General features: G+C 69.8%; 24 protein-coding genes and 2 pseudogenes. 7 read left to right on the top strand and 19 right to left on the bottom strand.

The window, feature by feature from the left end; translation table 11 throughout:
* Positions 1–102 precede the first annotated feature (102 nt).
* Positions 103–2955 carry a helix-turn-helix transcriptional regulator gene (locus N8I84_RS40610; RefSeq protein ID WP_263234527.1) on the top strand — a complete coding sequence of 951 codons (2853 nt, stop codon included), beginning with the start codon at positions 103–105 and terminating at the stop codon, positions 2953–2955.
* 752 nt (positions 2956–3707) lie between these two features.
* On the opposite strand, the gene N8I84_RS40600 is transcribed toward N8I84_RS40610, so the two are convergent.
* The 11 genes and pseudogenes from N8I84_RS40600 to N8I84_RS40545 form a co-directional block, all read right to left on the bottom strand.
* On the bottom strand, positions 3708–4241 hold the full coding sequence (locus N8I84_RS40600; RefSeq protein ID WP_263234526.1) for a DUF4863 family protein: 534 nt from the start codon (positions 4239–4241) through the stop codon (positions 3708–3710).
* 167 nt (positions 4242–4408) lie between these two features.
* On the bottom strand, positions 4409–5095 hold the full coding sequence (locus tag N8I84_RS40595; protein WP_263234525.1) for a TetR/AcrR family transcriptional regulator: 687 nt from the start codon (positions 5093–5095) through the stop codon (positions 4409–4411).
* A 67-nt stretch (positions 5096–5162) separates the two neighbouring features.
* Positions 5163–5749, bottom strand: a pseudogene (locus N8I84_RS40590) (class I SAM-dependent methyltransferase).
* Positions 5653–6054 carry a class I SAM-dependent methyltransferase gene (locus tag N8I84_RS40585; RefSeq protein ID WP_263234524.1) on the bottom strand — a complete coding sequence of 134 codons (402 nt, stop codon included), beginning with the start codon at positions 6052–6054 and terminating at the stop codon, positions 5653–5655. Before N8I84_RS40585 ends, N8I84_RS40590 begins: the two are co-directional and overlap by 97 nt.
* Before the next feature lie 266 nt (positions 6055–6320).
* Complete coding sequence (gene wrbA / locus N8I84_RS40580; protein ID WP_263234523.1) at positions 6321–6935, bottom strand: NAD(P)H:quinone oxidoreductase; 615 nt, start codon at positions 6933–6935, stop codon at positions 6321–6323.
* A 529-nt stretch (positions 6936–7464) separates the two neighbouring features.
* Entirely contained in the window at positions 7465–7650 is a 186-nt protein-coding gene (locus N8I84_RS40570; RefSeq protein ID WP_263234522.1) for a hypothetical protein, read from the bottom strand.
* 226 nt (positions 7651–7876) lie between these two features.
* Positions 7877–8662: an IclR family transcriptional regulator domain-containing protein gene (locus tag N8I84_RS40565; RefSeq protein ID WP_263234521.1), complete on the bottom strand. Its 786-nt coding sequence runs from the start codon at positions 8660–8662 to the stop codon at positions 7877–7879.
* Positions 8663–8696: 34 nt separating this feature from the next.
* A complete protein-coding gene (locus N8I84_RS40560; RefSeq protein WP_263234520.1) occupies positions 8697–9392 on the bottom strand; it encodes a 3-oxoacid CoA-transferase subunit B in 696 nt (231 codons plus the stop codon).
* On the bottom strand, positions 9389–10081 hold the full coding sequence (locus N8I84_RS40555) for a 3-oxoacid CoA-transferase subunit A (protein WP_263234519.1): 693 nt from the start codon (positions 10079–10081) through the stop codon (positions 9389–9391). Before N8I84_RS40555 ends, N8I84_RS40560 begins: the two co-directional genes overlap by 4 nt.
* Positions 10078–11277 carry a thiolase family protein gene (locus tag N8I84_RS40550; protein WP_263234517.1) on the bottom strand — a complete coding sequence of 400 codons (1200 nt, stop codon included), beginning with the start codon at positions 11275–11277 and terminating at the stop codon, positions 10078–10080. The genes N8I84_RS40555 and N8I84_RS40550 overlap by 4 nt, the downstream gene beginning before the upstream one ends.
* 100 nt (positions 11278–11377) lie before the next feature.
* Entirely contained in the window at positions 11378–12340 is a 963-nt protein-coding gene (locus tag N8I84_RS40545) for a LysR family transcriptional regulator (protein ID WP_263234515.1), read from the bottom strand.
* Positions 12341–12531: 191 nt separating this feature from the next.
* Here N8I84_RS40545 and N8I84_RS40540 point away from each other — a divergent pair, with 191 nt between their 5' ends.
* The 4 genes from N8I84_RS40540 (at position 12532) to N8I84_RS40525 (ending at position 18042) form a co-directional block, all read left to right on the top strand.
* Complete coding sequence (locus N8I84_RS40540) at positions 12532–14307, top strand: FAD-dependent oxidoreductase (RefSeq protein WP_263234514.1); 1776 nt, start codon at positions 12532–12534, stop codon at positions 14305–14307.
* 121 nt (positions 14308–14428) lie between these two features.
* The gene (locus tag N8I84_RS40535) at positions 14429–16378 is read left to right on the top strand and encodes a maleylacetate reductase and hydroxyquinol 1,2-dioxygenase domain-containing protein (RefSeq protein ID WP_263234512.1); all 1950 of its coding nucleotides are present in this window, start codon (positions 14429–14431) and stop codon (positions 16376–16378) included.
* Positions 16379–16682: 304 nt separating this feature from the next.
* The gene (locus N8I84_RS40530) at positions 16683–17408 is read left to right on the top strand and encodes an ATP-dependent DNA ligase (RefSeq protein ID WP_263234510.1); all 726 of its coding nucleotides are present in this window, start codon (positions 16683–16685) and stop codon (positions 17406–17408) included.
* A gap of 322 nt (positions 17409–17730) precedes the next feature.
* Complete coding sequence (locus N8I84_RS40525) at positions 17731–18042, top strand: NAD(P)-binding domain-containing protein (protein WP_390899080.1); 312 nt, start codon at positions 17731–17733, stop codon at positions 18040–18042.
* Here N8I84_RS40525 and N8I84_RS40520 read toward each other — a convergent pair.
* Together N8I84_RS40520 and N8I84_RS40515 are read right to left on the bottom strand one after the other, a co-directional pair.
* The gene (locus tag N8I84_RS40520) at positions 18018–18626 is read right to left on the bottom strand and encodes a flavin reductase family protein (protein ID WP_263234508.1); all 609 of its coding nucleotides are present in this window, start codon (positions 18624–18626) and stop codon (positions 18018–18020) included. The genes N8I84_RS40525 and N8I84_RS40520 overlap by 25 nt on opposite strands.
* 343 nt (positions 18627–18969) lie before the next feature.
* Positions 18970–20034 carry a sodium:calcium antiporter gene (locus N8I84_RS40515; protein WP_263234507.1) on the bottom strand — a complete coding sequence of 355 codons (1065 nt, stop codon included), beginning with the start codon at positions 20032–20034 and terminating at the stop codon, positions 18970–18972.
* Positions 20035–20267: 233 nt separating this feature from the next.
* On the opposite strand from N8I84_RS40515, the gene N8I84_RS40510 reads away from it, so the two are divergent.
* The gene (locus N8I84_RS40510; RefSeq protein WP_263234505.1) at positions 20268–20612 is read left to right on the top strand and encodes an ANTAR domain-containing protein; all 345 of its coding nucleotides are present in this window, start codon (positions 20268–20270) and stop codon (positions 20610–20612) included.
* Positions 20613–20631: 19 nt separating this feature from the next.
* Here N8I84_RS40510 and N8I84_RS40505 read toward each other — a convergent pair.
* Positions 20632–21155: pseudogene (locus N8I84_RS40505) on the bottom strand (ATP-binding protein).
* Between the two features lie 96 nt (positions 21156–21251).
* Here N8I84_RS40505 and N8I84_RS40500 point away from each other — a divergent pair.
* A complete protein-coding gene (locus N8I84_RS40500) occupies positions 21252–21629 on the top strand; it encodes an STAS domain-containing protein (protein ID WP_263234503.1) in 378 nt (125 codons plus the stop codon).
* 37 nt (positions 21630–21666) lie between these two features.
* Here N8I84_RS40500 and N8I84_RS40495 read toward each other — a convergent pair whose 3' ends face one another.
* The 5 genes from N8I84_RS40495 to araD form a co-directional block, all read right to left on the bottom strand.
* On the bottom strand, positions 21667–21867 hold the full coding sequence (locus N8I84_RS40495) for a hypothetical protein (RefSeq protein ID WP_263234501.1): 201 nt from the start codon (positions 21865–21867) through the stop codon (positions 21667–21669).
* Positions 21868–22046: 179 nt separating this feature from the next.
* Positions 22047–22304, bottom strand: a complete 258-nt coding sequence (locus N8I84_RS40490; RefSeq protein WP_263234499.1) for a hypothetical protein — start codon at positions 22302–22304, stop codon at positions 22047–22049.
* A 48-nt stretch (positions 22305–22352) separates the two neighbouring features.
* A complete protein-coding gene (locus N8I84_RS40485; protein ID WP_263234498.1) occupies positions 22353–22562 on the bottom strand; it encodes a hypothetical protein in 210 nt (69 codons plus the stop codon).
* Positions 22563–23201: 639 nt separating this feature from the next.
* A complete protein-coding gene (locus N8I84_RS40480; protein ID WP_263234496.1) occupies positions 23202–23636 on the bottom strand; it encodes a VOC family protein in 435 nt (144 codons plus the stop codon).
* 165 nt (positions 23637–23801) lie between these two features.
* The gene (araD, locus tag N8I84_RS40475) at positions 23802–24524 is read right to left on the bottom strand and encodes an L-ribulose-5-phosphate 4-epimerase AraD (protein ID WP_263234495.1); all 723 of its coding nucleotides are present in this window, start codon (positions 24522–24524) and stop codon (positions 23802–23804) included.
* Between the last annotated feature and the right edge of the window lie 14 nt (positions 24525–24538).

Raw genomic sequence — 24538 nt, 5'->3', positions numbered from 1 at the left:
GTGAACGGACGGCGTGGAGCCGGCAGTCACCCGGGTGAAAAGCGCTGAGCCCAGGGGCACCGGCGTTGAGGACGGATGTGGCCGTGCGGCATGCTTGGCCCCATGAGCAGCACAGACGCCCCGGGGGACCGGCCTCCCGGGCCCGGTGACCGGGCCGTGACCGGGCTGCGCCTGAGGGGAAGGGACCGCGAGATCACGGCTGTCCGTGAGGCCCTGGAAGCGGTGCGTGGCGGACGGGGTGCCTGCGTCGTCGTGGAAGGCGCGCCCGGCGTCGGCAAGAGCCGGCTGCTCGCGGAGCTGGCCGAGCTGGCCCGGCGGTTCGGATTCGATGTGGTGTCCGTACGGGCCGACGAGTTCGACCAGTACGCGGCGGGAGCCGCCCTGCAGTCCGCCTTGCAGCCCTCCGACGGCTCCGGCCCAGCCGCTGCTGCCGCCGAGGACCGGCGGCTGTGGCTGCTGGACAGCATCACGGAGGCTTTGGAGGACCGGGCTCAGCGCGCTCCGGTGGCCGTGCTCGTGGACGACGTGCAGTGGGCAGATCCGGCCACGCTCCTCGTGCTCCGCACCCTGCCCCGACGACTGGCCGCTTCGCGGATCCTGTGGGTGCCGGCGGTACGATCGGAGACCGAGCGGCCGACTGTGGCCAGGGTGCGGGAGGACCTCGAACGCCTCGGAGCCCGGTGGCTGACCCTCGGCCCACTGCCGCAGCAGGAGCTGCAGCACATCGCGGCTGACGTGCTCGGGGCCGCGCCGTCACCCGGTCTGGCCAGGCTGCTGCGAGGCGTCGGTGGCAATCCGTTCCTGGCGATCGAACTGGTGCGCGCTTTTGTCGACGCGGATGCCGTCAAGGTGCGGGCGGGCGTGTCGAGCCTCCTGCACCACGACATCCCCGTCGCTTTCCGGCTGAGTGTCGCCGCGCGTCTGGACCGGCTCCCTGAGGATGCCGTGCGCCTGCTCCAGATCGGGTCGGTCCTCGGCCGCGAATTCGACCTCGGCACGGCCGCCCGCCTGCTCGGCAGGCAGGTCGGCAGCCTGTTGTCGGGCGTCGAGGCCGCCCTGAACGCGGGCCTGCTCTCGGCCGACGGCCCGCGACTGGCCTTCCGCCACGACCTCATACGGCAGGCTGTCCACGAGAACCTGCCCCTGGCCGTACGGACCGCTCTGCACCGGGAGGCGGCCGACACTCTGCGCGGTACCGGGGCACCGTCGGCGGAGGTGGCCTGGCACGTCGTCATGTCGGGCGGACCGGTGGACGACGAGGCCGTGACCACGCTGACCACCGCCGTACGGGAACAGTCGTCGACGGCCCCCGACGCGGCCGCGGACTTCGCTCAGCGGATCGCCGGACTGCTGCCCCCGCACGACCGGCGTCGCATCACCCTGCTGACCGACGCCGCCGAGTACCTCGGCCGGACCCGCCGGGTTCAGGAGGCTCTCGATCTGGTCGACACCACCCTGTCGGACGGTCTCGAACCGCAGCAGGAGGCCCGCCTGCGCCTGGTGGCCGCCGAGATCCACCAGGCCGCCGGCGACGACGCCGCCGCGATGACACACCTCCAGCACGCTCTGGACCTTCCCTCGCTGCGGCCCGACCTGCGCATACGGCTGCTGAAGACCAAGGCGACGGGTCACGTGTACCTCGGTGACATCGCCGCTGCCGAGCAGACGGACACCGGACTGGTCGAGGCCGCCTACCGCAGCAACGAGCCCGCCCTCGTCGTCAGCGCCATGGTGTTCCAGTCGCAGACGTCCTTCTACTGCGGGCGCCTGGCCCGCGCGCTGCAGCTTGCCGAGGAGGCCACCAGGCGCGCCGGCACGGAGTCCGCCGGGCTCTCTCTGCGCCCCCCGCGGATTCCGGCGCTGTGGCTGGCCACGGTGCTGACGGCCACCGACCGGCTCACGGACACCGAGCGGGTCCTGCGGGAGGGACAGCGCGAAGCCGAGGCGCTGGGCCTCGGCTGGTCCCTTCCCCACTGGCATGCCGTCCGTGCCTGCGCACTGCTCGAACAGGGTGCGCTGGACGACGCGGCCGTGGAGGCGGAGGCCAGTCTGACGGTGGCGGACGAACTCGAGATCACTCAACTGAATCCGCTGGCCCGCTCCGTGCTGGCGCTGGTGGAGATCAGACGCGGCGACCTCGCGAAGGCCAGGGACCATCTCCGTGCCGCCGAAGCCGATTCGGGCAGGAGCTTGCAGCGGTACGGCCCGTGGCTGTCGCTCGCGCGCGCCTGTCTGGCCGACGCGGAGGGCCGGGACGCCACAGCGGCGGCGGCACTCACGGGCAGCTTCGCAGACCGTGGGCCGACGCGGCTGCTTGCGGTACCTCCGTCCCAGTGGCCCGGGATCGTGCGCATGGCGCTCCGCGGCGAGGAAGCGTCGGTCGCGCAGGCCGTGTCCGGCGCATTGCGCAGCCTGACCGCACAGGACGACAGCCCGCGGATCATCGAGGCAGTCCGCGCGCACGTGGACGGCCTGCTCCATGATGATCCCCGTGCACTGGAGTCCGCCATCACCGGTTACCGGAGCGCGGGCCGGCGGCTGGGCCTGGCCGCGGCCTGCGAGGACCTCGGCGAGCTGATGGCCGCGTCGGCCGATACGACGCCGGCGATCCAGTACTTCGAAGAAGCGGTTCAGCTGGCGTCGGCCTCAGGAGCCCTGCGCGATCAGGAACGGATCAGGCGGCGCCTTCGACAGCTCGGCGTGCGCAGCAGCGCACCACGGCGCCACACGACCGGCTCCCCGGAGTGGAGGAGCCTGACCGAGTCCGAACGGAAATTGATCCCTCTCGTCGTGGACGGCCTGACCAACCGTGCCATCGCCGACCGGCTGTATGTGTCCGTGCACACCGTCAACACGCATATGAAGCACATCTTCGCCAAGCTCGGTATCAACACGCGAGTCGAACTGACCCGGCTGGCGATCGAACGGGGTGATCTCACCGACGGGGCGGACTGAACAGTACGCCCATCAGTTCGTGCGGAACGGAGTAGCGGACCCCCTTCGACGGAACTCGTGGACTCCCGGTTCGCCCGCCGAGTGGTACGGAAGACCGCGGTGAACGGCCGTCCGGGCAGCGGGGGCAGCCGTTGTCGTTCCTCGGCGAGCCGCGCTTGCCACGAGTCGCTCAGTGAATGCAGGAGTTGACCACGTCGCAGAACACCCGGCAGGTCGCCGCCAGTTCGCGGAAGCTCTTGCAGTGCTCGCTGAAACGTGGCTGGCTGCGCAGCGTCACCGGCGCTCGTAGGCCGACGCGCCGGGCGCCGCGGCGGCCCCTTGCATGGTGCGGACGGGAGCCGGCTGCCCCTGGGCCCCAGGGCCTCCCGGCTGCCTTCGGACCCCAGCCGGCTCCCAGGTCTCATTCCACACCGGTACGCGGAACGACGGCCACGCCCGATCGGACAGATGTCCCTCGATTCCGGACGTGTCGGCAACCGCCGGCCTCGCTCCGGGCGGTGTTGTCGCAATGCGAGGGCGCCGGGCGCCGTGTCCCGTCGGACCCGTTGGCTGCCGCGGGCGCGGGACGGCGTGAGGTGTTCCCGGGGACGAGCCGAGGAAGACGCGCGCCTCAGCACCTTCACGCGCGCACCGGAGCCGGCGGGTGGTGCCCGAAGCCGCGGTGCCGTGAACGCGCCGACGGGGTCCGCGGCGGCCATGGCCCCTTCACCGCGGCCGGCCACCGGACCGTACCTGCTCGCGGCCGCGCCGCCCTATGCGACGGCACCTGCGGACCGGGAAGGACGGATGTCGTACGAGATGCGTCCGGCGGGCAGGTAGAACAGGGCGATCAGCGCGCCTCCCCGCACCTCGGGGTAGTGATGGCTGCCCGGGGCGGGCGCGGTCCAGCCCGCTCCCTGCCAGCCGTTCGGCCCCACCAGCCGGGCTCCGGGGTCGATGGGGGCGACAAGGTTCAGTTCGCCGTACGGGTGCGCGTGGTACTGGCCCCGGTAACGCTCGACGCTGTCCATGTAGACGGCCGTGATGCTGAAGTAGTGGGTCTCCGCCGTCGGTTCGGCGATGAGGCTGCGGCGGTATCGGGGGCCGTCGACCTCGACGTTCGCCGCCCAGCCCTCCTCCAGGACACCGATCTTGATCAGGCGTGCGAGGTCCTGGTAGAGCTCGCTGTCGGGGCCGTAGGTGGTGTTCAGCCAGCTCTCCAGGTCGTTGCCGGCCGTACGGTTCCTGACCTCGGACAGGAACGGGATGCTGCGCTCGATCAGTGCCTTGCGGCTGTCCTCGCTCATGCGCGGGGTCCTCTCGCGTCGCCACTTGGTCTTACACGAGCACGATGCCGCGGGTTTTCGTTACAGTCAATAGCTGTAACGAAAGCCGGATATCCGTCGACCCGATGAAGCGGCGCCGGACGCGACCCGGGGCCCGCGCCCGCTCGGCGCCGCCCAGAGGGGCCCTCTCAGACGGGGCGGACCTCGCCGTCCACGGCGATCGCAGGCCAGACCGTGGCGACGACCCGTTCCGCGAAGTCGTCCGGGACCTCACGGCCGGTCCGCAGGTAGTCGGCGAAGTAACTGCCGAAACACAGGGTGACGATCATGTCCAGGTCCGCGTCCTCGCGCACGGCGCCGCGGTGCTGCAGCGAGACCAGCGTCATCATCAGTTCCTCGCAGCGTGGCCGCACGCCGTGCTCCCGCAACTGCTCCAGCAGGCCGGGCGCCCGCTCCACCTCGGCCATGAAGTTGCCGTGCAGGGCCATGGCCCGCTCGTTGTGGAAGCGGGGGTCGAGACGCCGTACCGCTTCGAGGAGCGCCTCGCGCGGGTGCAACTGCTCCATGTCCAGCGGAGGGTAGGCCTCGCGCTGCTTGCGCAGTCCGTATTCCAGGGCGTCGATGACGAGGTCGTACTTGTTCGCCCACCGCCGGTACAAGGTCGGCCGGGTGACACCGGCGTCCGCGACGATGTCCCCGATCGTCATGGAGGAGTAGCCGTCGGTGGCCAGCCGCTTGCGCGTGGCCTGGATGATCGCCTCCTCGATCGCCGGGTCCCTGGGCCGTCCGCCGGCAGGCGCCGCCGGCTCCGCTCCCGAGCGCCCCCCGCGCCCGCCGGCCCCTTCACCGGAACGCGTCGCCTTCGTCTTCGCCATCTCATTCCCTCCGACACACAAGCCGACTGGAGCCGGTTGCCCGTCAGGCCCCCGCCGCATCAGCACACTACGCGCACTCCGGCCCGCAACCCGCAGCGCCTTCACCCGACGGGCCCTCGTGCGGGCGTCCCTTCCCGAACATCTCCGGGACCGCCCTGCCCCGCGCGGCGATCTCGGCGGCGAGCGTGGTCACCTCCGGGCGCCAGCCGCGGGTCGGCAGCCACTGGTCGGGGGAGGTGGCCGGGTCTTCCTGGAAGAAGCCGAAGATCCGGGCGATGACCGCCTCCTCGACCGCGTCGACCGTCGACACGTCCTCCGGACGCAGAACGGGCTCGTAGTACTCCAGGGCGAGGCGGCTGCCCGGGGCGCTGAGCCGGGTCAGACCGTCGAGCAGCCGCTCGCGCTCCGGGCCGCTCAGGTACATGAAGAGCCCCTCCACGAGCCACATGGTGGGACGCGCGGGGTCGAACCCGGCGTCGGCGAGCACCGCCTCCAGGGGCCGCGCAGATCGACGACGACCGGGTGGCGACGCGTGGTGGGCTTCAGCCGCGCGCGCGTCAGCACGCTCTCCTTGAACCGCAGCACCGGTTCGGTGTCGATCTCGTAGACGGTGGTGTCTGCGGGCAGGCCCAGGCGGTAGGCCCTCGCGTCCAGTTGCGCCGCCAGGACGACCAGTTGGTGGATGCCGACGGCGCATGCCGCCGTGACCGGCTGTCGTAGTACGGGGTGCGCACGCAGAGGAACGTCGACAGCATGTACCAGGTCTCGGTCAACTCACCCCGGTCGCCCTCCGGTCCCGTCGGCAGGGCGACGTCCGGGTCCGTGCGGACGGCGTTGCGGACCAGGTCCACCGCCGTCGCGAGCGGGTCGTCGAACAGGCGGTCCTGCCGGGCGGACTCGATCGCCCGCATATGGGCCGTCATCAGACCCGTCCAGCCGACATCCCCTGGCAGGGTCACTCGCTCGCCGTCCGCCCGCCCGCCCCGCGGCTGATGCGCCTCTCGCTCTGCACGTGAACCTCCGCTCCGTTGACAGCCGGTTGTCACCGGCCTGCCGTGTCAGCCGTCCTTACCACGCGGCGGCGTCGACTCGCCCTGCCCCACGTGCTCACCCGGCCGGCGGCCCGGGAAAGCGCGCACCGCGAGTCCGGCAGCGCCTCGGCTGCCGGACTCGCGGTGCGGACAGGCGCACGGCGGATCCTGGGACCGCCGTGCTCCAGAGCAGGTCAGGCGAGGCCGGCCTTCAGGGCGGCAGCGACCTGGACCACGCGCTCGGCCTGGTGGCGGGCGGCGTTGCGGGTGTGCTCGCCGACCGGGTTGTTGCCCTGTGCGTCGACGTGCGAGGTGCCGTAGGGGTTGCCGTCGACGAACTTGACGGGGTCGGTGTAGCCCGGGGACACGATGATGCCGCCGAAGTGGTGGATGGAGTTGTACAGGGCGAGCAGCGTCGACTCCTGGCCGCCGTGAGCCGTCGCGGTCGTCACGAAGCCGCTGTAGACCTTGTTGGCCAGCTTGCCCTGTGCCCACAGGCCCCCCAGGGTGTCGATGAACTGCTTCAGCTGGGACGAGATGTTCCCGAAGCGGGTGGGGGTGCCGAAGACGATTGCGTCCGCCCACTCGACGTCGGCGGTCGTGGCCTCGGGAATGCCCGCGCTCGCCGCGGCGTGGGCGGCCCACGCCTCGTTCGAGGCGATGGCGGCCTCAGGGGCCAGTTCAGCGGCCTTCAGCAGGCGCACTTCGGCGCCCGCCTTCTCGGCCGCCTCCGCGATCTCCTTGGCGATCTCGGCCGAGAATCCGGTGGAGGAGTAGTAGATGACAGCAACGCGGACAGGGCTGGTCATGGAAGTCGTCTCCGATCCTGAGGATGCGTACGGTGCGCCACGCCGGACTGGGCCGGCGTGGCGCACAGGCGTCGCGCTCGGCGCGCAGTGCGAGGCGCGGCGATCACCGACGTTATGGTGAAGCTTAAACCATCTTGTTTAATCGTCAACCAACCGCTGGCGCACACGGGACCCTACGACCACGGCGGGGGCCGCCCACCAGGGCGGCGTCGAACAACCATGAGTCGGGGCCGGTCACCACCGGGACGGGGGCGGTGACCACGAGGAGCAACGGGAACTCCTAGCCGTCGTGCTGCACCCAGACCCGTTGCGCCACTTGACCGTGACCGCCACTGTCGCCACACCCATCGCGGCCAGCGGCGGGTGAGGGCCTCGATGGGCCAGCAGCAGGCCGGAGCCGATCTGGGAGCCGTCCGCCGCGAGCGCCGTTAGACCACCTCCGCGGGCTCCTCCTCACACCGGCGGGCGCGGTGCGCTCGCTGAACCTTCCGCCCCGGCCTCACCAGGAGCGCAGTCCGGTGCCGACGGGTCAGCGCAGGGCGACGAGCACCCGGCCGATGCTGCTCAGGGCGGCATCCAGATGGCCGTGCCAGCGGGCACCTATCTGCCGGCCGCCTGGGCCAAGGTCGCCGCCGCCGGTGAGGAAGTGGCAGTAGGCGTGAAGGACTTCGGCGGCACAGAGACGTGTCTGCGCCCTCGTCCTCGTCGTACGCACAGCAGCCCATCTTCTTCACGACAGGAGCCGCCGGCACCTCGGCCGGTGTGTACTGCTGCAAGAACACCGGCTCGTCCGCCGGATACTGCGACGACCACACACTGGTCAAACTCACCTGACCGTCACCCCGAAGGAGAGCCCTTCCCGTCGGGCATGCGGGCCGGGGTCACCCGGCCCGCATGTGCGAGATGCCCAACCGGTGGCCCGTGATTCCTGACGCAGGGGACTACGGCCGCACTCGGGCAACGGCCGCGTCCTCGCTGATGTCCGCTGCGGCGGCCAGCAGTGCCTCGCGGTAACGGGCGACGGTGGACTCGTCGTGGTGGGTCGTCGTCGACACGTTCACCGCAGCCACCACGTCACCGGATCCGTTGACCACCGGTGCGGCCAGGGAGCACAGACCACGCTCCAGCTCTTCCTCGACATAGGCCCACCCCTGAGCGCGCGTCGTTGCGAGGATCTCCCTCAAGGACGCCTCGTCGTGCACCGCCCGGGGGGTGGGCGGTGTGAGATCGGCCCGGGTGAAGTAGTCGTCGAGTCCGCTCGGTGGCAGAGCGGACAGCAACACGCGGCCCATGGCGGTGGCGAAGGCCGGGAAGCGGGTTCCGACGGTGATGCCTACGGTCATGATCCGCCGGGTGGCGACGCGTGCCACGTACACGATGTCCGTTCCGTCGAGCACGGCGAGGGACGTCGACTCGCCCAGCCGGGCGGAGAGTTGCTCGAGGTGGGGCTGGGCGATCTGCGGCAGTTCCAGGCCGGAGAGGTACGCCGTACCGAGGCACAGGATCCGTGGCGTCAGCGTGAAGCGGTTGTCCAGGACGCGTACGAATCTCAGTTCGGCCAGAGTGAGCAGAAGGCGACGTACGGTGGCCCGGCTCAGACCGGTTCGTGCTGCCACCTCGCTGAGGGTCATCTCGGGGTGCTGGGCGTCGAACGCCATGATCACCGCCAGACCGCGGGCGAGAGACTGGACGTACTGGTCTCCGGGTTCGGGCTTCTCGCTCACCATGGCATCGATCTTAGATTTGGGGGCGGCTCCGCCGTCAGCGGGCGCTCTCCCCGACTCGTCGCAGCGGAACGTCCAGGCGTGCGGCCAGGTCCTCGACCGATGTTCCGAAGGTTTCCCGTACGACGGCCCCGCCGGCCCCGACGAGGAAGGTGGCCACTTCGGTGTAGACGCGGCTGACGCACGCCAGGCCGGTCAGCGGATAGGTGCACTGAGGGACGAGTTTGGGGGTCCCGTCCTTCGCGAACAGGGACATCATCACGAAGACGTCCTTGGCGCCGATCGCCAGGTCCATGGCACCTCCCACGGCGGGGATCGCGTCGGGTGCGCCCGTGTGCCAGTTGGCCAGGTCGCCGTACGTCGAGACCTGGAACGCGCCCATCACGCAGACGTCCAGATGTCCGCCGCGCATCATGGCGAACGAGTCGGCGTGGTGGAAGTAGGAGGCGCCACGTTGTTCGGTGACCGGTATCTTGCCGGCGTTCGTGAGATCGGAGTCGATGTCGTCACCGTACGCGGCCGGCCCCATCCCGAGCATGCCGTTCTCCGTGTGCAGGACGACGCCCTTCTCGGGTTCCAGATGGTCGGCGACCTTCGTCGGCCGTCCGATGCCGAGGTTGACGAATGAGCCCGGCGCGATGTCGCGGGCCACCAGTGCGGCCACCTCGTCCGCGTCGAGTGGACCGCGGTCCAGGTGCTCGGTCGTTCGTGCGGTGCTGGTGGCGAGGGTCATGATGCCTCCTGGTCCTGGGCGGCGCGGCTGAGGTCGAGGACGCGGTCGACGTAGATGCACGGGGTGACGACGGACTCCGGGTCGAGTCGGCCGGTGTCGACCACGGAGCGGACCTGGGCGATGGTCAGCTTGGCGGCGGTGGCCATGACCGGACCGAAGTTGCGTGCGGTCTTGCGGTAGACGAGATTGCCCATACGGTCGGCCGTGTGAGCGCCGATGAGGGCGACATCACCCTTGATCGGATATTCGAGGACGTAGTCGCGGCCGTCGATGGTGCGCCTCTCCCGGCCCTCCGTGAGCATGGTGCCGACGCCGGTGGGGCAGTAGAACGCGCCGATGCCGGCACCCGCCGCCCGCAGCCGTTCGGCGAGATTGCCCTGAGGCACCACCTCGAGTTCGATGCGGCCTTCGCGGTAGAGGCCGTCGAACACCCAGGAGTCGTGCTGGCGCGGGAAGGAGCACACGACACGGCGCACCCGCCCCGCGGCGAGCAACGCGGCCAGCCCTTGGTCGCCGTTGCCCGCGTTGTTGCTGACGACCGTGAGGTCCTTCGCTCCCTGTCGGATGAGTGCGTCGATGAGGGTGACCGGCATGCCCGCCATGCCGAAGCCGCCGATCAGGACGGTCGAGCCGTCCTCGATGCCCGCGACCGCCTCGTCGGCGTCCGCGGTGACGGTGGTGGTGCTCATCGGGCCGCCTCCTCGTTCTCCAGGACCACGGCAAGCGCCTGGCCGACGCCGATGCAGATCGCCGCCACACCCCAGCGTTCGTTCCGTTCGCGCAGGACATGGGCGAGGGTGCCGAGGATACGGCCGCCCGAGGCGCCGAGCGGGTGGCCGATGGCGATCGCTCCGCCCTTGACGTTCACGATCCCGGGGTCGATGCCCCAGGCGTCGACGCAGGCCAGGGACTGCACGGCGAAGGCCTCGTTGAGTTCGACGGCGCCCACGTCGGACCAGCCGATGCCCGCGCGCCGCAGCGCTGCCGCGGCGGCCTCGACGGGCGCGTAGCCGAACATCTGCGGCTCCAGGGCGTGTGCTCCGCGTCCGGCGATGCGAGCCAGCGGGTCCTGCCCCAGCCGCTCGGCGGCGGGGGCGGAAGCGATGACGACGGCCGATGCGCCGTCGTTCAGGGGCGAGGCGTTGCCGGCCGTGATGGTCCCGTCCTTGCGGAACGCGGGGCGCAGCCCGGCGAGCTTTTCCACGGTGGTGTCGGGTCGGATGCCTTCGTCCCGGCTGAGTCCGACCCCCTCGACGGGCACCACCATCCGGTCGTAGAAGCCCGATTCCCAGGCCGCGTCGGCCAGTTGGTGCGAGCGGGCGGCGAAGGCGTCCTGCCGTTCCCGCGAGATGCCGAACCGCACCTGCAGTTGCTCGTTGCACTCCCCGAGGGAGACCGTCCACTCCTCGGGCATGCGCTCGTTGACCATGCGCCAGCCGAGCGTCGTCGAGACGGCGGTGACGTTGCCGGCCGGGAAGGCCTTGGAGGGCTTGGGCAGCACCCAGGGGGCGCGAGTCATCGACTCGACCCCGCCCGCTATGACGATGTCGGCGTCGCAGGTCTCGACTAGGCGTGACGCGATCATCGCGGCGTCGAGCCCGGAGCCGCAGAGCCGGTTCACGGTCGTCGCCGGGACGCTCACCGGCAGCCCGGCGAGCAGCACCGCCATCCGGCCGACGTTGCGGTTGTCCTCACCGGCGCCGTTGGCGTTGCCCCACACGACCTCGTCGATGTCGGCCGGATCGAGGTCAGGGACGGTGGCGAGGGCGCCCTTCAGGACCGTGGCCGCCAGGTCGTCCGGCCTGCTCTCGGCCAGGGCCCCGTTGAAGCGGCCGAACGGCGTGCGAACCGCCGAATAGACGTATGAGTCACCCACCCGAACCATCCTTGTTCGTATAGCGCACAGCTGTTCAACATACGAATACAGCGTAGGTCCCCGCCCGTGCCACGACAACCGTGGTTTTTTCGGACCCTCGCGCGTGCTGCTATTCGCCCGTCGCGTCGGGCTCGTGACGCCCCAGAGCGGGCCCCAGCACATCGGGCTCCGGGGTCGACAGGGCGCCGCGCAGGAAGCGGCGCAGGACCGGCGAGTCCTCATCCGGACGCCAGCACACGGCGGTCTCGACGACGCCAGTGTGCTGGCGCAGCGGGCGCGGCACCAGGCCGGGCCACACCAGGGCCGTGTGCTCCATCGGCACGAGCGTCACACCGGCACCGGCCTCGACCAGGGCCAGGGCGTGTGCGACCGACCCGGCCTCGTGGTGAGTGGCGGATGCCTTCGACGCACTGGACCAGGCCGTCCGCACATGGGCTGCCAGTCCTTCGCCGACCGCGTCGGCGACGACCACCCTGTCGTCCGCCAGCGTCGCCAGGTCGACACGGTCGAAACCGGCTGCGGGGTGCCGCTCGGGCAGGACGACGGCGAGGCGGTCGCGGGCGACGACGGCCACCTCCAGACCACGCGCCCGCCCCCCGGCATGGCGGGCCTGCCCCGGTTCGACCGGGGGGAGGTGCAGCAGTCCGGCGTGCGCCTCGCGTCGGTGGACGCGTTCGATGACGTCGGCGTCGGAGACGTCGGTCAGCGCGACGTCGACGTCCGGGCCGAGGCGCGGACTACCGGTCAGGCGGGCCAGCAACCTCGGAGAGACCGTGTGGCCGACCGCGACGGACAGTCGCCCACGTGTGCCCAGGCCGACCGCGCGGACCATCTCCCTCGTCTGCGCGAGCTCGGCGAACAGACGCCGCGCCCGCTCCGCCAGCAGGCGGCCCGCCGCCGTCAGCTCCACTCCCTTGCTGTGCCGCACGAGCAACTCGACCCCGAGCTCGCGTTCGAGAGACTGGAGGCGCACGGTGAGGGGAGGCTGCGTCATGTGCAGATGGGCCGCCGCCCGGCTCACGGAGCCGTGGTCGGCGACCGCGAGGAAACACTCCAGCCCACGCAGGTCCATAGCCGGAGGATATAGCGCGGGTTGCGGATTGGTATTGGACGTATGACTGACGTGTTTCCATACTCACCTCTGTGAGCCGGAGCACACAGATCGGCCGCACCGAGCCGCCCGGCGGATCTGTCGACCCGCCGCGAGGTGCGTCGGCGGCACTCCGGACTCTTCCCCATCCACCGCTGTAGAGACGAGGCGGCGTGAGCGAGACGCGAGACACGAGCGACGAGATCCTGACGACGGACGTGCTGGTCATCGGCAGCGGTCCGGCCGGAGGTTCGGCAGCCCTCTTCCTGGCGACCTACGGCGTCGACCACATCGTCATCACCAAATACCGGTGGACCGCCAACACGCCCCGGGCCCACATCACCAACCAGCGCACCGTCGAGATCATGCGCGACATGGGCATCGAGGACGACATCAAGGCCCAGGGCACACCGCCGGATCTCATGGGCGACACCGTCTTCTGCACCAGCCTCACCGGCGACGAGATAGGCCGCGTCCGCACCTGGGGAACCCACCCGGCCCGCAAGGCGGACTACACTCTGGCCAGCCCGTCCGAGAACTGCGATCTGCCGCAGACCCTGTTCGAGCCGATCCTCGTCGGCCGGTCCGCGGAACGCGGCAGCCGGATCCGGTTCGACACGGAGTACCTCTCCCTCGTCCAGGACGACGCCGGCGTCACGGTGACGGTCCGGGACCGGCTGAGCGGTCACACGTATCCGATCCGCGCCAAGTACGTCATCGCCGCCGACGGCGGCCGCAGCAAGGTCGCCGAGGACGTGGATCTGCCCTTCGAGGGTGAGATGGACCTCGCGGGCAGCATGAACATCGTCTTCCACGCCGACCTGGCCCGTCTCGTGGAACACCGGCCCAGCGTCCTGTACTGGGTGCTGCAACCGGGGTCGGAGATCGGCGGCATCGGCATGGGTCTTGTGCGCATGGTCCGCCCCTGGGACGAGTGGCTGGTCGTCTGGGGCTATGACATCAACCAGCCGCCGCCCCAGGTCGACGACGCCATGGCGACCAGGATCGTGCACGACCTCATCGGCGACGACACGATCCCGGTCACCATCCGCTCGACGTCCCTGTGGGGCAACAACAAGCGGTATGCCACTCGTTACCGCGCCGGCCGGGTCTTCCTCGCCGGGGACGCCGTCCACCGTCACCCGCCGTCCAACGGTCTCGGCTCCAACACCTCCGTCCAGGACTCCTACAACCTGGCCTGGAAGCTGGCGATGGTCCTCAAGGGGCAGGCGGGTGAAGGCCTCCTCGACAGCTACGACGCCGAACGGGCGCCCGTGGGCAAGCAGATCGTGCTGCGGGCCAACAAGTCCATCGAGGAGTTCGGCCCCATCTTCGACGCCCTCGGCGTCAGCTCGACGCCGGACCCCGAGCAGCAGACCGCCAACATGCGGGCGCGGGCCGGCAACACTCCCGAGGCGGCGGCCCAGCGGGCCGCGCTGCTCGACGCCCTGGAGCTGAAGAACTACGAGTTCAACGCGCACGGCGTGGAACTCGGCCAGCGGTATCGGTCCGGAGCTGTGATCGGCGACGGCACTCCGGAGCCCGGGTACATCCGCGACTCCGAGCTGTACTACCACGCGACGACCTGGCCCGGGGCCCGGCTGCCGCACTGCTGGCTGGGCACCGACGGCGGCCACAAGGTCAGCACCCACGACATCACCGGCAAGGGCCGCTTCTCCCTGCTCACCGGAATCTCCGGTGAGGCGTGGGCCGAGGCCGCGGTGGGCGCCGCACGCTCCCTCGGTATCGAGATCGACGCCCATGTGATCGGTCCCGGCCGCACCCACACGGACCTGTACGGCGACTGGGCGCGCCTGCGGGAGGTCCCCGAGTCGGGTTGCGTCCTCGTACGGCCAGACGCGCACGTCGGCTGGCGCGCCCACGAGCTGACCGCCGACCCGGAGAAGGAGCTCACCGACGTGCTGGCCCGCCTGCTCGACCGGGCCTGACCCGCACCCCTCCCTGCCGGCCGTCCGTGCACCCCGCACCGCTGGGGCGGGGTGGCCTGCGGCATCGCACGCCCCACCCGCCGTACGCGGCACATCCCCAGACCGAGGAGCGCAGTCGAAGGTGCAGAACTTCACGTACACCGGCCATTCCGCCCGGATCGTCTTCGGATCCGGCACGCTCCAGCAGGTGCGCGAGGAGGTCGAACGGTTGGGGCACGGCCGGGCCCTCCTCCTCACCAGTCCCGATCTCGCGGACTTCGGGGACCGGGTCGAGAAAGCTCTCGGCGCCCTGTGCGCGGGGCGGTTCGACGGGGCCGTGATGCACACGCCGGTGGAGGTCACCCGCGAGGCGCTCGCCGTGTTCGAGAAGGTGGACGCGGACTGCGTGGTGGCCGTGGGAGGCGGCTCGACGACCGGACTGGCCAAGGCCCTGGCCGTGCGCACGGGAGCCGACCAGGTCATCCTGCCCACCACGTACGCGGGCTCCGAGGTGACCCCGGTGCTGGGCGAGACCGACGCGGGCGTCAAAACCACCCGTTCCTCGCCGGACATCCTTCCGGAGACGGTGATCTACGACGTGGAGCTCTCCCGGGGGCTGCCCATGTCCATGACGGTCACCAGCGCGTTCAACGCCATGGCTCACGCTGTGGAGGCGCTGTACGCCCCCGACCGCAACCCCCTCGTAGACGGTCTCGCCCTCGACTCGGTCCGCCGTCTCGCCCGGGGCCTGCGCCGGCTGTCCGAGACCTCAACCGACGCGGCGGACCCGGAGGCTCGTGCTGACCTCCTCCACGGTGCGTGGCTGGCCGGCGCCTGCCTGGCTGCCGTCGGCATGGGCCTGCACCACAAGCTGTGCCACACCCTGGGCGGCAGCTTCGACCTGCCGCATTCCCCCACCCACGCGGTGGTGCTCCCGCACGCCATGGCCTACAACGCTCCCGCCGCCCCGGACGTGATGCGGGAGATCGCCGGAGCGCTGGACACCGTTGACGCTCCGCGAGCCGTGTTCGACCTGCTCACCGCCTCCGGCGGACCGACCTCCCTGCGCGAACTCGGGCTGGCTGAGGACCAGTTGCAGCGTGCGGCGGAGCTGGCGACCGCGTCTCCCTACCCCAACCCCCGCCCGGTCACGCAGGACGGCATCGAGGGGCTGCTGCGCGACGCCTGGGCGGGCGTACGGCCGGCCGGCACGGCCGGCGGTCCCCCGGACCTGTCCTGGCTCACGGCCGAGGTGGTCGCCTCCTTCGACAAAACCCCGAACCCCCGGCTCAAGCAGTTGCTGACAGACCTGGTTCCCCGGCTCCACGCCTTCGCGGTCGACAACGACCTGAGCCAGCAGGAGTGGCAGTACGCCATCGACTTCCTCACCCGCGCCGGGCACCTGTGCTCCGACACCCGCCAGGAGTTCGTGCTGCTGTCGGACACCCTGGGAGTCTCCAGTGTCGTCGACATGCTCACCAACTCCCGTAGCCCGCAGACCACTCCGTCGGCGGTGCTCGGCCCGTTCTACGTCGAGGGGCCGCCCGAGCTGGAACAGGACACCGACATCTCCCAGGACCTGCCGGGCACCCCGCTGTACGTCGACGTCGACGTCCTGGACACGCAGGGGCGGCCCGTCGCGAACGCGGTGGTCGACGTATGGCAGTCGAACGAGGACGGCTACTACGACGTCCAACTCCCGGATCTGGAGGGTCCGGTGCTGCGAGGGCGGCTGCGCACGGACGCCGAGGGCCGACTGCGTTTCTGGTCCATCCTGCCCTGCGAGTACCCGATTCCCGACGACGGCCCGGTCGGCGACATGCTGAAGGCAACCGGCCGCCACCCCTATCGGGCACCACACCTGCACTTCATGATCAATGCGGAGGGGCATCAGCAGCTCATCACCCAGCTGTTCGTGTCCGGCGGGAGGTACCTCGACTCCGATGCGGTCTTCGGCGTGAAGGACGACCTGATCGTGGAGTTCGTACCGCGCACCGGGTCCGCGCCGGACGGGCGGGAGATCAGCGGGGAGTGGCGCGAGTTGCGGTTCACGTTCCGCATCGCACCGGTCACGCTGACGACCGCGGAGTAGCGGTCCTCGCCGCTGCCCGGCACTGCAGCCTTCGGCTCCGCCGCCGGGCGGAGCCGTCGACCACTCCCACGGGGTGTGGTCGTTGAGATCGTCGGTTTCGAGAACGCCGGCTGTCGGCCTCAATCGACATGACCCAGCAGTTCTCCCGGACCACGAGCAGCGACACCGCGGGACGGCTCGCCTTCGAGCAGCTGCAGAACCGGCTTCCGAGGCGCGGCGCCAGGGCGGCCCGGGCGGCTGCCGAGTGGCCAGCCCACTTCGTCGCCTTCGATCTGCTGCGGCTTTCCTGGACCGACGACACCGGATGGCCATACCGGCGGCGCAGGACGCACTCGAGTCCCTGTTCACCGGCCGCCGGCTGTCCGCCCCGTGGGTGCTGTGCCCCTCGACCACCGACCCGGACACCGTGCGCGCGTGGCTGACATGGGCATCGGTCGGCATGGAGGGCGTGATCTTCAAGCGGCTGGACAGCGTGTACGAGCCCGTCGTGCGCGGATGGCGGAAGTACAAGGTGCGCGAGACCACCGAGGCGATCGTCGGCGCGGTCACCGGCACACTCGCCGCTCCCCGCGCCCTGCTGCTCGGGAGGTCCGACGACCGCGGCCGCCTTCAGTACGTCGGCCGCACCACCACTCTCGCCCAGACAACGAGCAGCACGGTCACCGGGCTACTCGCCCCGGCGCGGCACGGTCATCCATGGACGGGCTGGTCGTTCTCCGCCAGGTGGGGCAGCCGAGAGACGCTGATCATAACGCTGGTGGAACCGGAGCTGGTGGCGGAAGTCGGCGTCGACGTCGCCCGCGATGCCTCCGGCCGGTGGCGCCACCCCGGACGCCTGCACCGTGCCCGCCCCGACCTCTCCCCGCCGACGTCCCCCGCCTGGCGTCGGCGCCACGCTGACGGCGCCACTGGCGCGGAGGCCCCGCCGACGCGCAACCGGCTGAGCATGCGCCCGATCCCCGGCCGCGTCCGCGCCGCCCATCCCGCCCCTCTCTTCTCCTTCACTCCAGCCAAGGGACATCGGCGCTAGCGACCGTAACGGGGATGTCAGACCCCCGACCGTGCCCTTTCGCCTGTGGTGACCTGGGCGAACGTCCGGACGCCGAGACGGCTCGCGCAACTGTTGCCGCAACAGTCAGGCGCAACCCTTGGCGCAACGGATGTCGCAACCGGGCGGAGACTCAGAGCTCCAGGACAGCTTGACCGTGGAACCGGCCTTCGCCCGGCCCGTACCGACTCGTGGGCGCGGGCCAGTTGCCGCGCGCCCCGACGGACTTGCTGCTGCCAGTCGACGGCGATCACGGTTCTAGCAAGCTCGATGAAGTGTTCCAACTCATCGTTCATCTTCTCAGCTGACGTGTTCCAGGCCCTCGGTCTCACCCCCGACCACGCCGCCGCAGCTGACCCACACGTCGGCCCACATCCACAGATCCGCCCGGCCCCGCTCCTGGCGACCACCGAGATCGAAACGGAAAGGCGCAACAGCGATGCCGACTCTGGGAATCATCGGAAGCGGAAACATCGGCAGTGCCGTCGCACGGCTGGCCGTGGCCGCCGGCATCGACGTGGTGATCGCCAACTCACGCGGCCCGCAGAGCCTGACGCAACTCGTCGAGGAACTCGGCCACCTGGGAGCCGATCAGTTCGCGGTGGGCTCCTCGTAAGGGATGCGGCTCAGGTGCCGGACCTCGCCCAGGGTGCCCCATTCGTCCCCGCCGAGCTTGGTGAGCGGGCGCAGCAGCTCGCTGCTGGGGCGCTCGTCGACGATGCAGTCCTCGTCCACCGCGGCATGGACCACCCGTCCGAAGACGAGTGTGGAGTTGCCCATCCGCAGGGTGGTGTGCGAACGGCACTCCAGAACCACGTGCGAGATGGCCACCCTGGGGGGACGCACGCACCTGCTGGCCTCACGCTGGATGCCCGCGGTATCGAATTCACTGACCGACCGGGGGTGGTCGATGGCGGTGGCGTTGATCAGCTCCAGCAGTGGTTCGGACGAGAAGTTGACGACGAACTCGCCAGTGTCCTCGACGTTGCGCAGGGAATCCTTGCGGCCGATTGAGGTGAACTGCACGATCGGCGGATCGGTACTGGCGATGCTGAAGAACGAGTGGGGCGCGAGGTTCTCGGTGCTTCCGTCCGAGGTGATGGTGGAGACCCAGGCGATCGGGCGAGGGACGACGACCGACGTCAGGAAGCTGTAGAACGCCGCCTTGCTCATTGCTTCGGGATCGTATTCGACACGCATGCGCCCCATATTGATCCGAATGCATTGTGCAGTCGTGGACGGGTGCGAGCGCGTGTCGGGCACGGGCCGCCTGGCGGGGCCGGAGCCATGCCTTCACCCGCCCACCGGGGTGAGGTGAGCGGGCGCAGGCGGTGCGGTGAGTCGATCAGAGCGTCTTGATGAGGCCGCCGTCGATGGTGAAGTCGGCACCGGTGATGTTGGCGGGCGGTCGCCGGCGAGCATCAGAACGAGGTCGGCGACCTCACCGGGGCGTGTGAAGCGTCCGGTGGCGAAGCCGCCCAGGCTGTTGATCGCCTGGTCCACGGCTTCCTGCGGTTCGACGCCCATGGCGGTCGTCTCGCGGTCAGGTGGCGATGGTGGCCAGTCCGGCGATGCCGATGAGATAGATGACCACCGCGGCGATGCTGTCGATGCCCATGCGGGCGTACTGGCGGCGCGGGCGGAAGATCAGCCCCGCCATGTAGACGACCGTGAGGATGATCCCGAGCGCGGTGAGGTAGATGTCGGTGTCGTGGGCGGCCGGCAGGACCGGTTTGCCGGAGATGACGGTGGCTAGCAGGAACAGCACGGGCAGGAAGGCGTTGCCGCCGAAGATGTCGCTCACAGCGAGCTGGTAGTCGCCCAGTTTCGTGGAGGTCAGGCCGGTGCTGACCTCGGGGAGGGAGGTCGCGGCCGCCAGCACGGTCGCGCCGAACAGCACACCGCTCAGGCCCTGCCGGGCGAAGAACTCCTCCCCGCTGCGTTCGATCACGACACCGGCCACGAGTGTGGCCAGTGCGGACACGCCGAACACCAGCCCGGCGCGTGCGGTGCTCACGCCCTTGTCGATGGCGGCCTTCTCCTTCTTGCCCTTGGAGTGGCCGCGCGGTTCGGGCTGACTGTCCGGGGCGTCGCCGCCCTCCCGCCACGGCAGACCCCGGCCAGCGCGGTTCAGCAGGACCAGGCCGATCACCCACAGGACGGCGATCGCCACCGAAGCGGGAGCCAGGCGGGCGGCATGCAGGTTCGGGGAGAGCTGGGTGCCCATCACCACAACCGCCAGGACGACCACCACCATGGCCCCCTCCAGGACCAGCTGCAGACTGGCCGCCAGGCGGGTCAACGGAGCACGCGGGCGAACCCCGGCCGCGTCCAGGACCGCGAGCACGATGGTCTGGATGGCGATGCCGCCCAGGATGTTGCCGACCGCCACGTCGAGCTGGCCGGCCATCGCCGCACTCGCGGTGATCGCGATCTCGGGAAGGTTCGTCGCGATCGCCAGCAGGATCAGACCGCCCAGTGCGCTGCCGAGATGAAGCCGTTCGGCGAGCACATCGGTGGTGTCCGACAGCTTGATCCCCGCAATCCAGATGACAGCCGCACTGGCCACGAACAACGACAGCAACACCGGCGAACCCAAAGATCCCATGCCGCTGCAGGTACCCGCCGTCCCCGATGTCAAGGGCCAGCGGTTCCCGCCTCTGAGCGACGGCTGTAGCGGGAACAACTCGAAGATCAAACCCGCTTCTCACCCAACAACTGATGACTGCCGACCCTCAGCGCCAGCGCATTGTGACCTGCTGCATTGCGATGGATGCTGACAGGTAACCGGGGCAAGCGTGTGAGGGTGCCCCCTGTCCGCTGTTCTTCTTGGTGATTGCCATGGCCTCATCCGCCTATTCCCGCCCGAGGTTCACGTCGGCGTCGGCCGACGAGCTGGCGGAAGAGTTGGAACGGCTGCGTGCGGAGAACAGACAACTGAAGCAAGCACTCGCCTCGCACGCCGTCGTCGACCAGGCCATCGGCGTCCTGACCGTTCTGGGACAGATATCCCCGAGCGACGGCTTCACGGTGCTGCGGGAGGTCTCCCAGCACACCAACATCAAACTCGCCCAGGTCGCTGAACAGGTCCTCAAACACGCCCAAGGCGCGGCGCTGCCCGACGTCCTTCTCGGGGAACTGCACGCAGCGCTGGCCCGCCACGCCACCGACTCACCCCCCGGCTGACGGGGGCGACCCCGTCGGCCTACAGGGGCCGGTGTCCGACGGCGGCGCCAGGGTCGTCCAGGAGGGCGATGCGGACGGTGATGCGTTGCCGAGCGGTTCCCGCTGCGCTTCGAAGCCCTGGGAGACGGCCCTGACGATCTCCAGACCGTGCTGGCCCACCCGTCCCGCGTCGGCGGCCCGGGCCAACGGCAGCACCGGATCGCAGTCCCACACCACACCCTCCACCGCGTCGCCGACGATGCACAGATCCATCAGCACCGGTCCCGGCGCGTACTTGCGGGCATTGGTCGCCAGCTCGCTGACCACCAGCTGGGTCAGGTCCAGGGCACGCTGCGAGACCGGCAGACCGTGCTCGGTCTGGACGCGCGTGAGGAAGCCGGCGGCGAGGTGGCGGGCCCGGGCGATGCACGTTCCGTCGCCTTCCAGGGCCACCGTGGCCTGTATGAACTGATCATCCGGTACCGCACTGTCCTCACCCACGGGGCTGGTCCCATCGCGGCTCGTTTCTCCTGCCCTGTTCGGACCATGTGCGTACCCACGCATGCTTGGTGCACGCTTTACGCTGTGGTCGCGAGGGCATTACCCGCTCTGTACAGGGCGGCAGTGCAGGTGAGGTCTTGGTGTGCCAGTATCACCGACATGGCCGAAGGAGAGATGGCGGACACCGAACAGCTTGCGCAGCCAGGACAGCTGTCGGTTGTCTCCAACACCACCGACGGCATCCGTGTGCTGACCTTGGCGGGAGAGATCGACCACGACACCGGCCAGACGCTCCGCCAGGCCTTGGACGCCTCCGGAACTCCCCACCCCCGCACCGTGGTCGATCTGAGCCGGGTCACCTTCATGGACTCCACCGGCATCAACATCTTCATCGCCGCCCACCACACCCTCACCGAGGCCGGCGGCTGGCTGCGCCTGGCCGCACCGGGCGAGGCCGTGATGCGCACCCTGCAGATCGTCGGCGTCGACTCCGTCATCGACTGCCGCGAAACCCTGCGCCAAGCACTCACCACCTGACCGGCCCCCCGTACCAGCCATGCGCTGCCCAGTCGGCTCAGTGCTGATGGTGGTCGCGCTTGGACAGGTAGAGGGGACTGAGCTGGCGCCAGTAGCCGTGCACGAGGTCTTCGGCCTCCTGCACCACCCGCTGAGCGCAGGGCGCGTCCGTCGGCACGCGCTGCCCGGCTTGGGCCGCGGTGGAGCCCGTGCGCCGACCCTCCCTCAGGACCGTCCAGCGCAAGACACGGCGGGACACGGCAGCAGCGCGTGGCCTGCCACCTGGGCCCGCCAGGCACCATCGCACGAGCAGAATCGCCGCCACCACCGACAACGCGCTGGCGGCATACACCTCATGACCGGCCACTGGCTCCTCCTGCCTACACCCCTACGACCCTGCACTGTTCGGGCGTATCCAAAGCCCTCGTGCCTGACCGATCAGCGCAGCTCTCGTTGAATCCCGCGGAGGAAGCTATGGGGCACTGGGTGTACAAGTTCGTGGGCTGTCCCGACACCGGGAAGGTCATGGAGCTGTTCGGCGATCTTCTCCCCCGCCTGGCACGCCGCCAGAGCCCGCGCTGCCGCCGCGTATTCGTCCTCGGCGTTCTTCAGCAGACGGCGCTCATGGGCCAGCCGCTCGCCGTCTGCCATCTCCGTCATCGCCGCCACCGCGACCTCCACGGGCAGCATGGTCACCCGCACAGCGCCGCGCGCCGCGAATCGCACGAACTGCGCGGCAGCGGACTACGCTCCGCGAGGGGGCCGCATCGCGCGTACCCGGTCCTCGATACGCCCCAGGTGGTCCTCCGGATCAGCGACCTGGCGCTCGAGTCTTTGCCGGCGGGCACCGGGCGGCGTGATCGTCACATCCATCCGGAACCGGTCGACAACCGCGGCGTGAGCCTCACGGGCGTCCTCCAACGCCGGTACCAGCACATCCGTCATCGCTGCCATCAGCTACTCCAGGTGAGATCGGTGCGGGCATCACACCCCGCACGAAGAAGAGCCACCCCCCGTCCCCTGCACGGGCTGGGCAACCGGAACCCATCCTGCGCACCAGTGCCGAAGATCGCTCCGCGAGCTGCTTGCTCTGGCAAGCGGCAGTCCGACCACCTACCTGCCGCGAAGGCGGCCCTGATGCACGGGCAACCGCACACGCCAGTTACTCCATGCGGTTGACCATGTGGGACGGTCACGCACCACAGGCTTGGCCTCAGCTGTGTGAGCGCAGGCCGTCCGTTACTAAAGTCGCGAAGGCGGCGGCACAACCCCGGGGGCTGCAAGACGGGACATGGCGGTCTCGCCCGGTCGTGCCTGGATGGGCCCAGCGAGAGCTGGATGTGAACTGCCTGGTGGTGCTGATCGGCGCCGCCGGCGCGGGCAAGTCAACGCCGGCCGGTACCTGGCCCGCCCCAACGCCGGGCAACGGGCCGTGGCCGCGTTCGGGCGGCACGCGTCCCTCTGGGGAATCGTGACCGCAAGTATGGGGAATTATATGACGCCGATCATGCAAATCGTGGGGAATTACGTGACCACTGACAGATGACAAGGTTGGCGCGCAGGTCACTCCTGGCGGCATGCCACACTGCATCGTCATGGCCAGACGTTGGCTTGTGCTCGGAAAGTGTCTGGGTCGCTCTCCACAGGTAGTACGCACATCAAGTGACCGCCAGGCACTCGCAGTACACGGCACTCCTGCCACTGCGACACCTGCTCGGCACCCAGAGCGATCAAGCGCGCGGTTTCCGCCTCTATGTCGTCGGTCTCGATGTCCAGGTGGATCCGAGGTGCGTCGTCGACCGCTTGGACTGCCATGATCAGCCCCGGCAGGGCCTGATGGAGTGTGGTGAACTCCGGTGCCGGGGGAAACGGTCGGGCAGTAACACCGAGGGCTGCCGACCAGAAGTCCGCTGACTTGGCAGCCTCGGCCTCGGGTGTGTCGATCAGAACGGCGTATACGCGGCTTCTATGCATGGCAGCTCTCTTCCTGATCAGCTGGGAGATCGTATTTTGATCATCAATCGTCACGGTCAGGAACGCCGGCCTCCCTGGCTCAGACAGGCGAGTCCTTCTCGGAGGACGCCACCTGTCTGAACTTCAAAGACACGCACTCAGTGCGGCTGGGGAAACGCCAGGTTCGATGTGCCTCGGCTGCACCGCGGGGGGCGCCGGTGACGGGAGCTCGGGGAAGCGTCAGGGCATCACCGGATCCGGATTGCCGTAGTAGGCGTCAGGGCCGTGCTTGCGGGTGTAGTGGCGCTCCAGCAGGTGCCGAGGCGGCGGGGCCGTGGGTGACAGGGACATGGTGTGCAGAGCCATGTCGGCGACGGCCTCGCAGATGATCGCGTGTTCCAGGGACTTGCGGGCGGTGGCGCCCCAGGTGAACGGGCCGTGGCCGGCGACGAGGGCGGCGGGGACCTCGACGGCCTTGTCGTCGTTGCAGTCGAGGAGGTCCACGATGACGTGGCCGGTGTTGTACTCGTAGTCCTTCGCGCACTCCTCCTCGGTGAGGTCACGGGTGACGGGCACAGGGCCGTTGAAGGTGTCGGCGTGGGTGGTGCCGAGGACGGGTATGTCTCGGCGGGCCTGGGCGAAGGCGACGGCGCGGGTGGAGTGGGTGTGCGTGATCCCGCCGATGGAGGGGAACGCGAGGTACAGGCAGCGGTGGGTCTCGGTGTCGGTGGAGGGGCGCAGGTCGCCGTCGACGACGGCGCCGTCGGACAGGCGTACCGTCACCAGGTGGTCAAGGGTGAGGTCCTCGTAGGGGACTCCGGAGGGCTTGATGACGAACACCCCCGACTTACGGTCGACTCCGCTGACGTTGCCCCAGGTCAGGGTCGCAAGGCCGACCTGGGGAATGGCGAGGTTCGCCTCCAGTACCTCCTGGCGGAGGCTCTCTGGGACAGCTGTGGTCATGGTCCCTTCCTCTC

The sequence above is a fragment of the Streptomyces cynarae genome (genome assembly GCF_025642135.1).
GTDB classification, from domain to species: domain Bacteria; phylum Actinomycetota; class Actinomycetes; order Streptomycetales; family Streptomycetaceae; genus Streptomyces; species Streptomyces cynarae.
The sequence above is the reverse complement of the archived record's forward strand: the minus strand, read 5'-3'. Positions and strand labels throughout refer to the sequence as shown.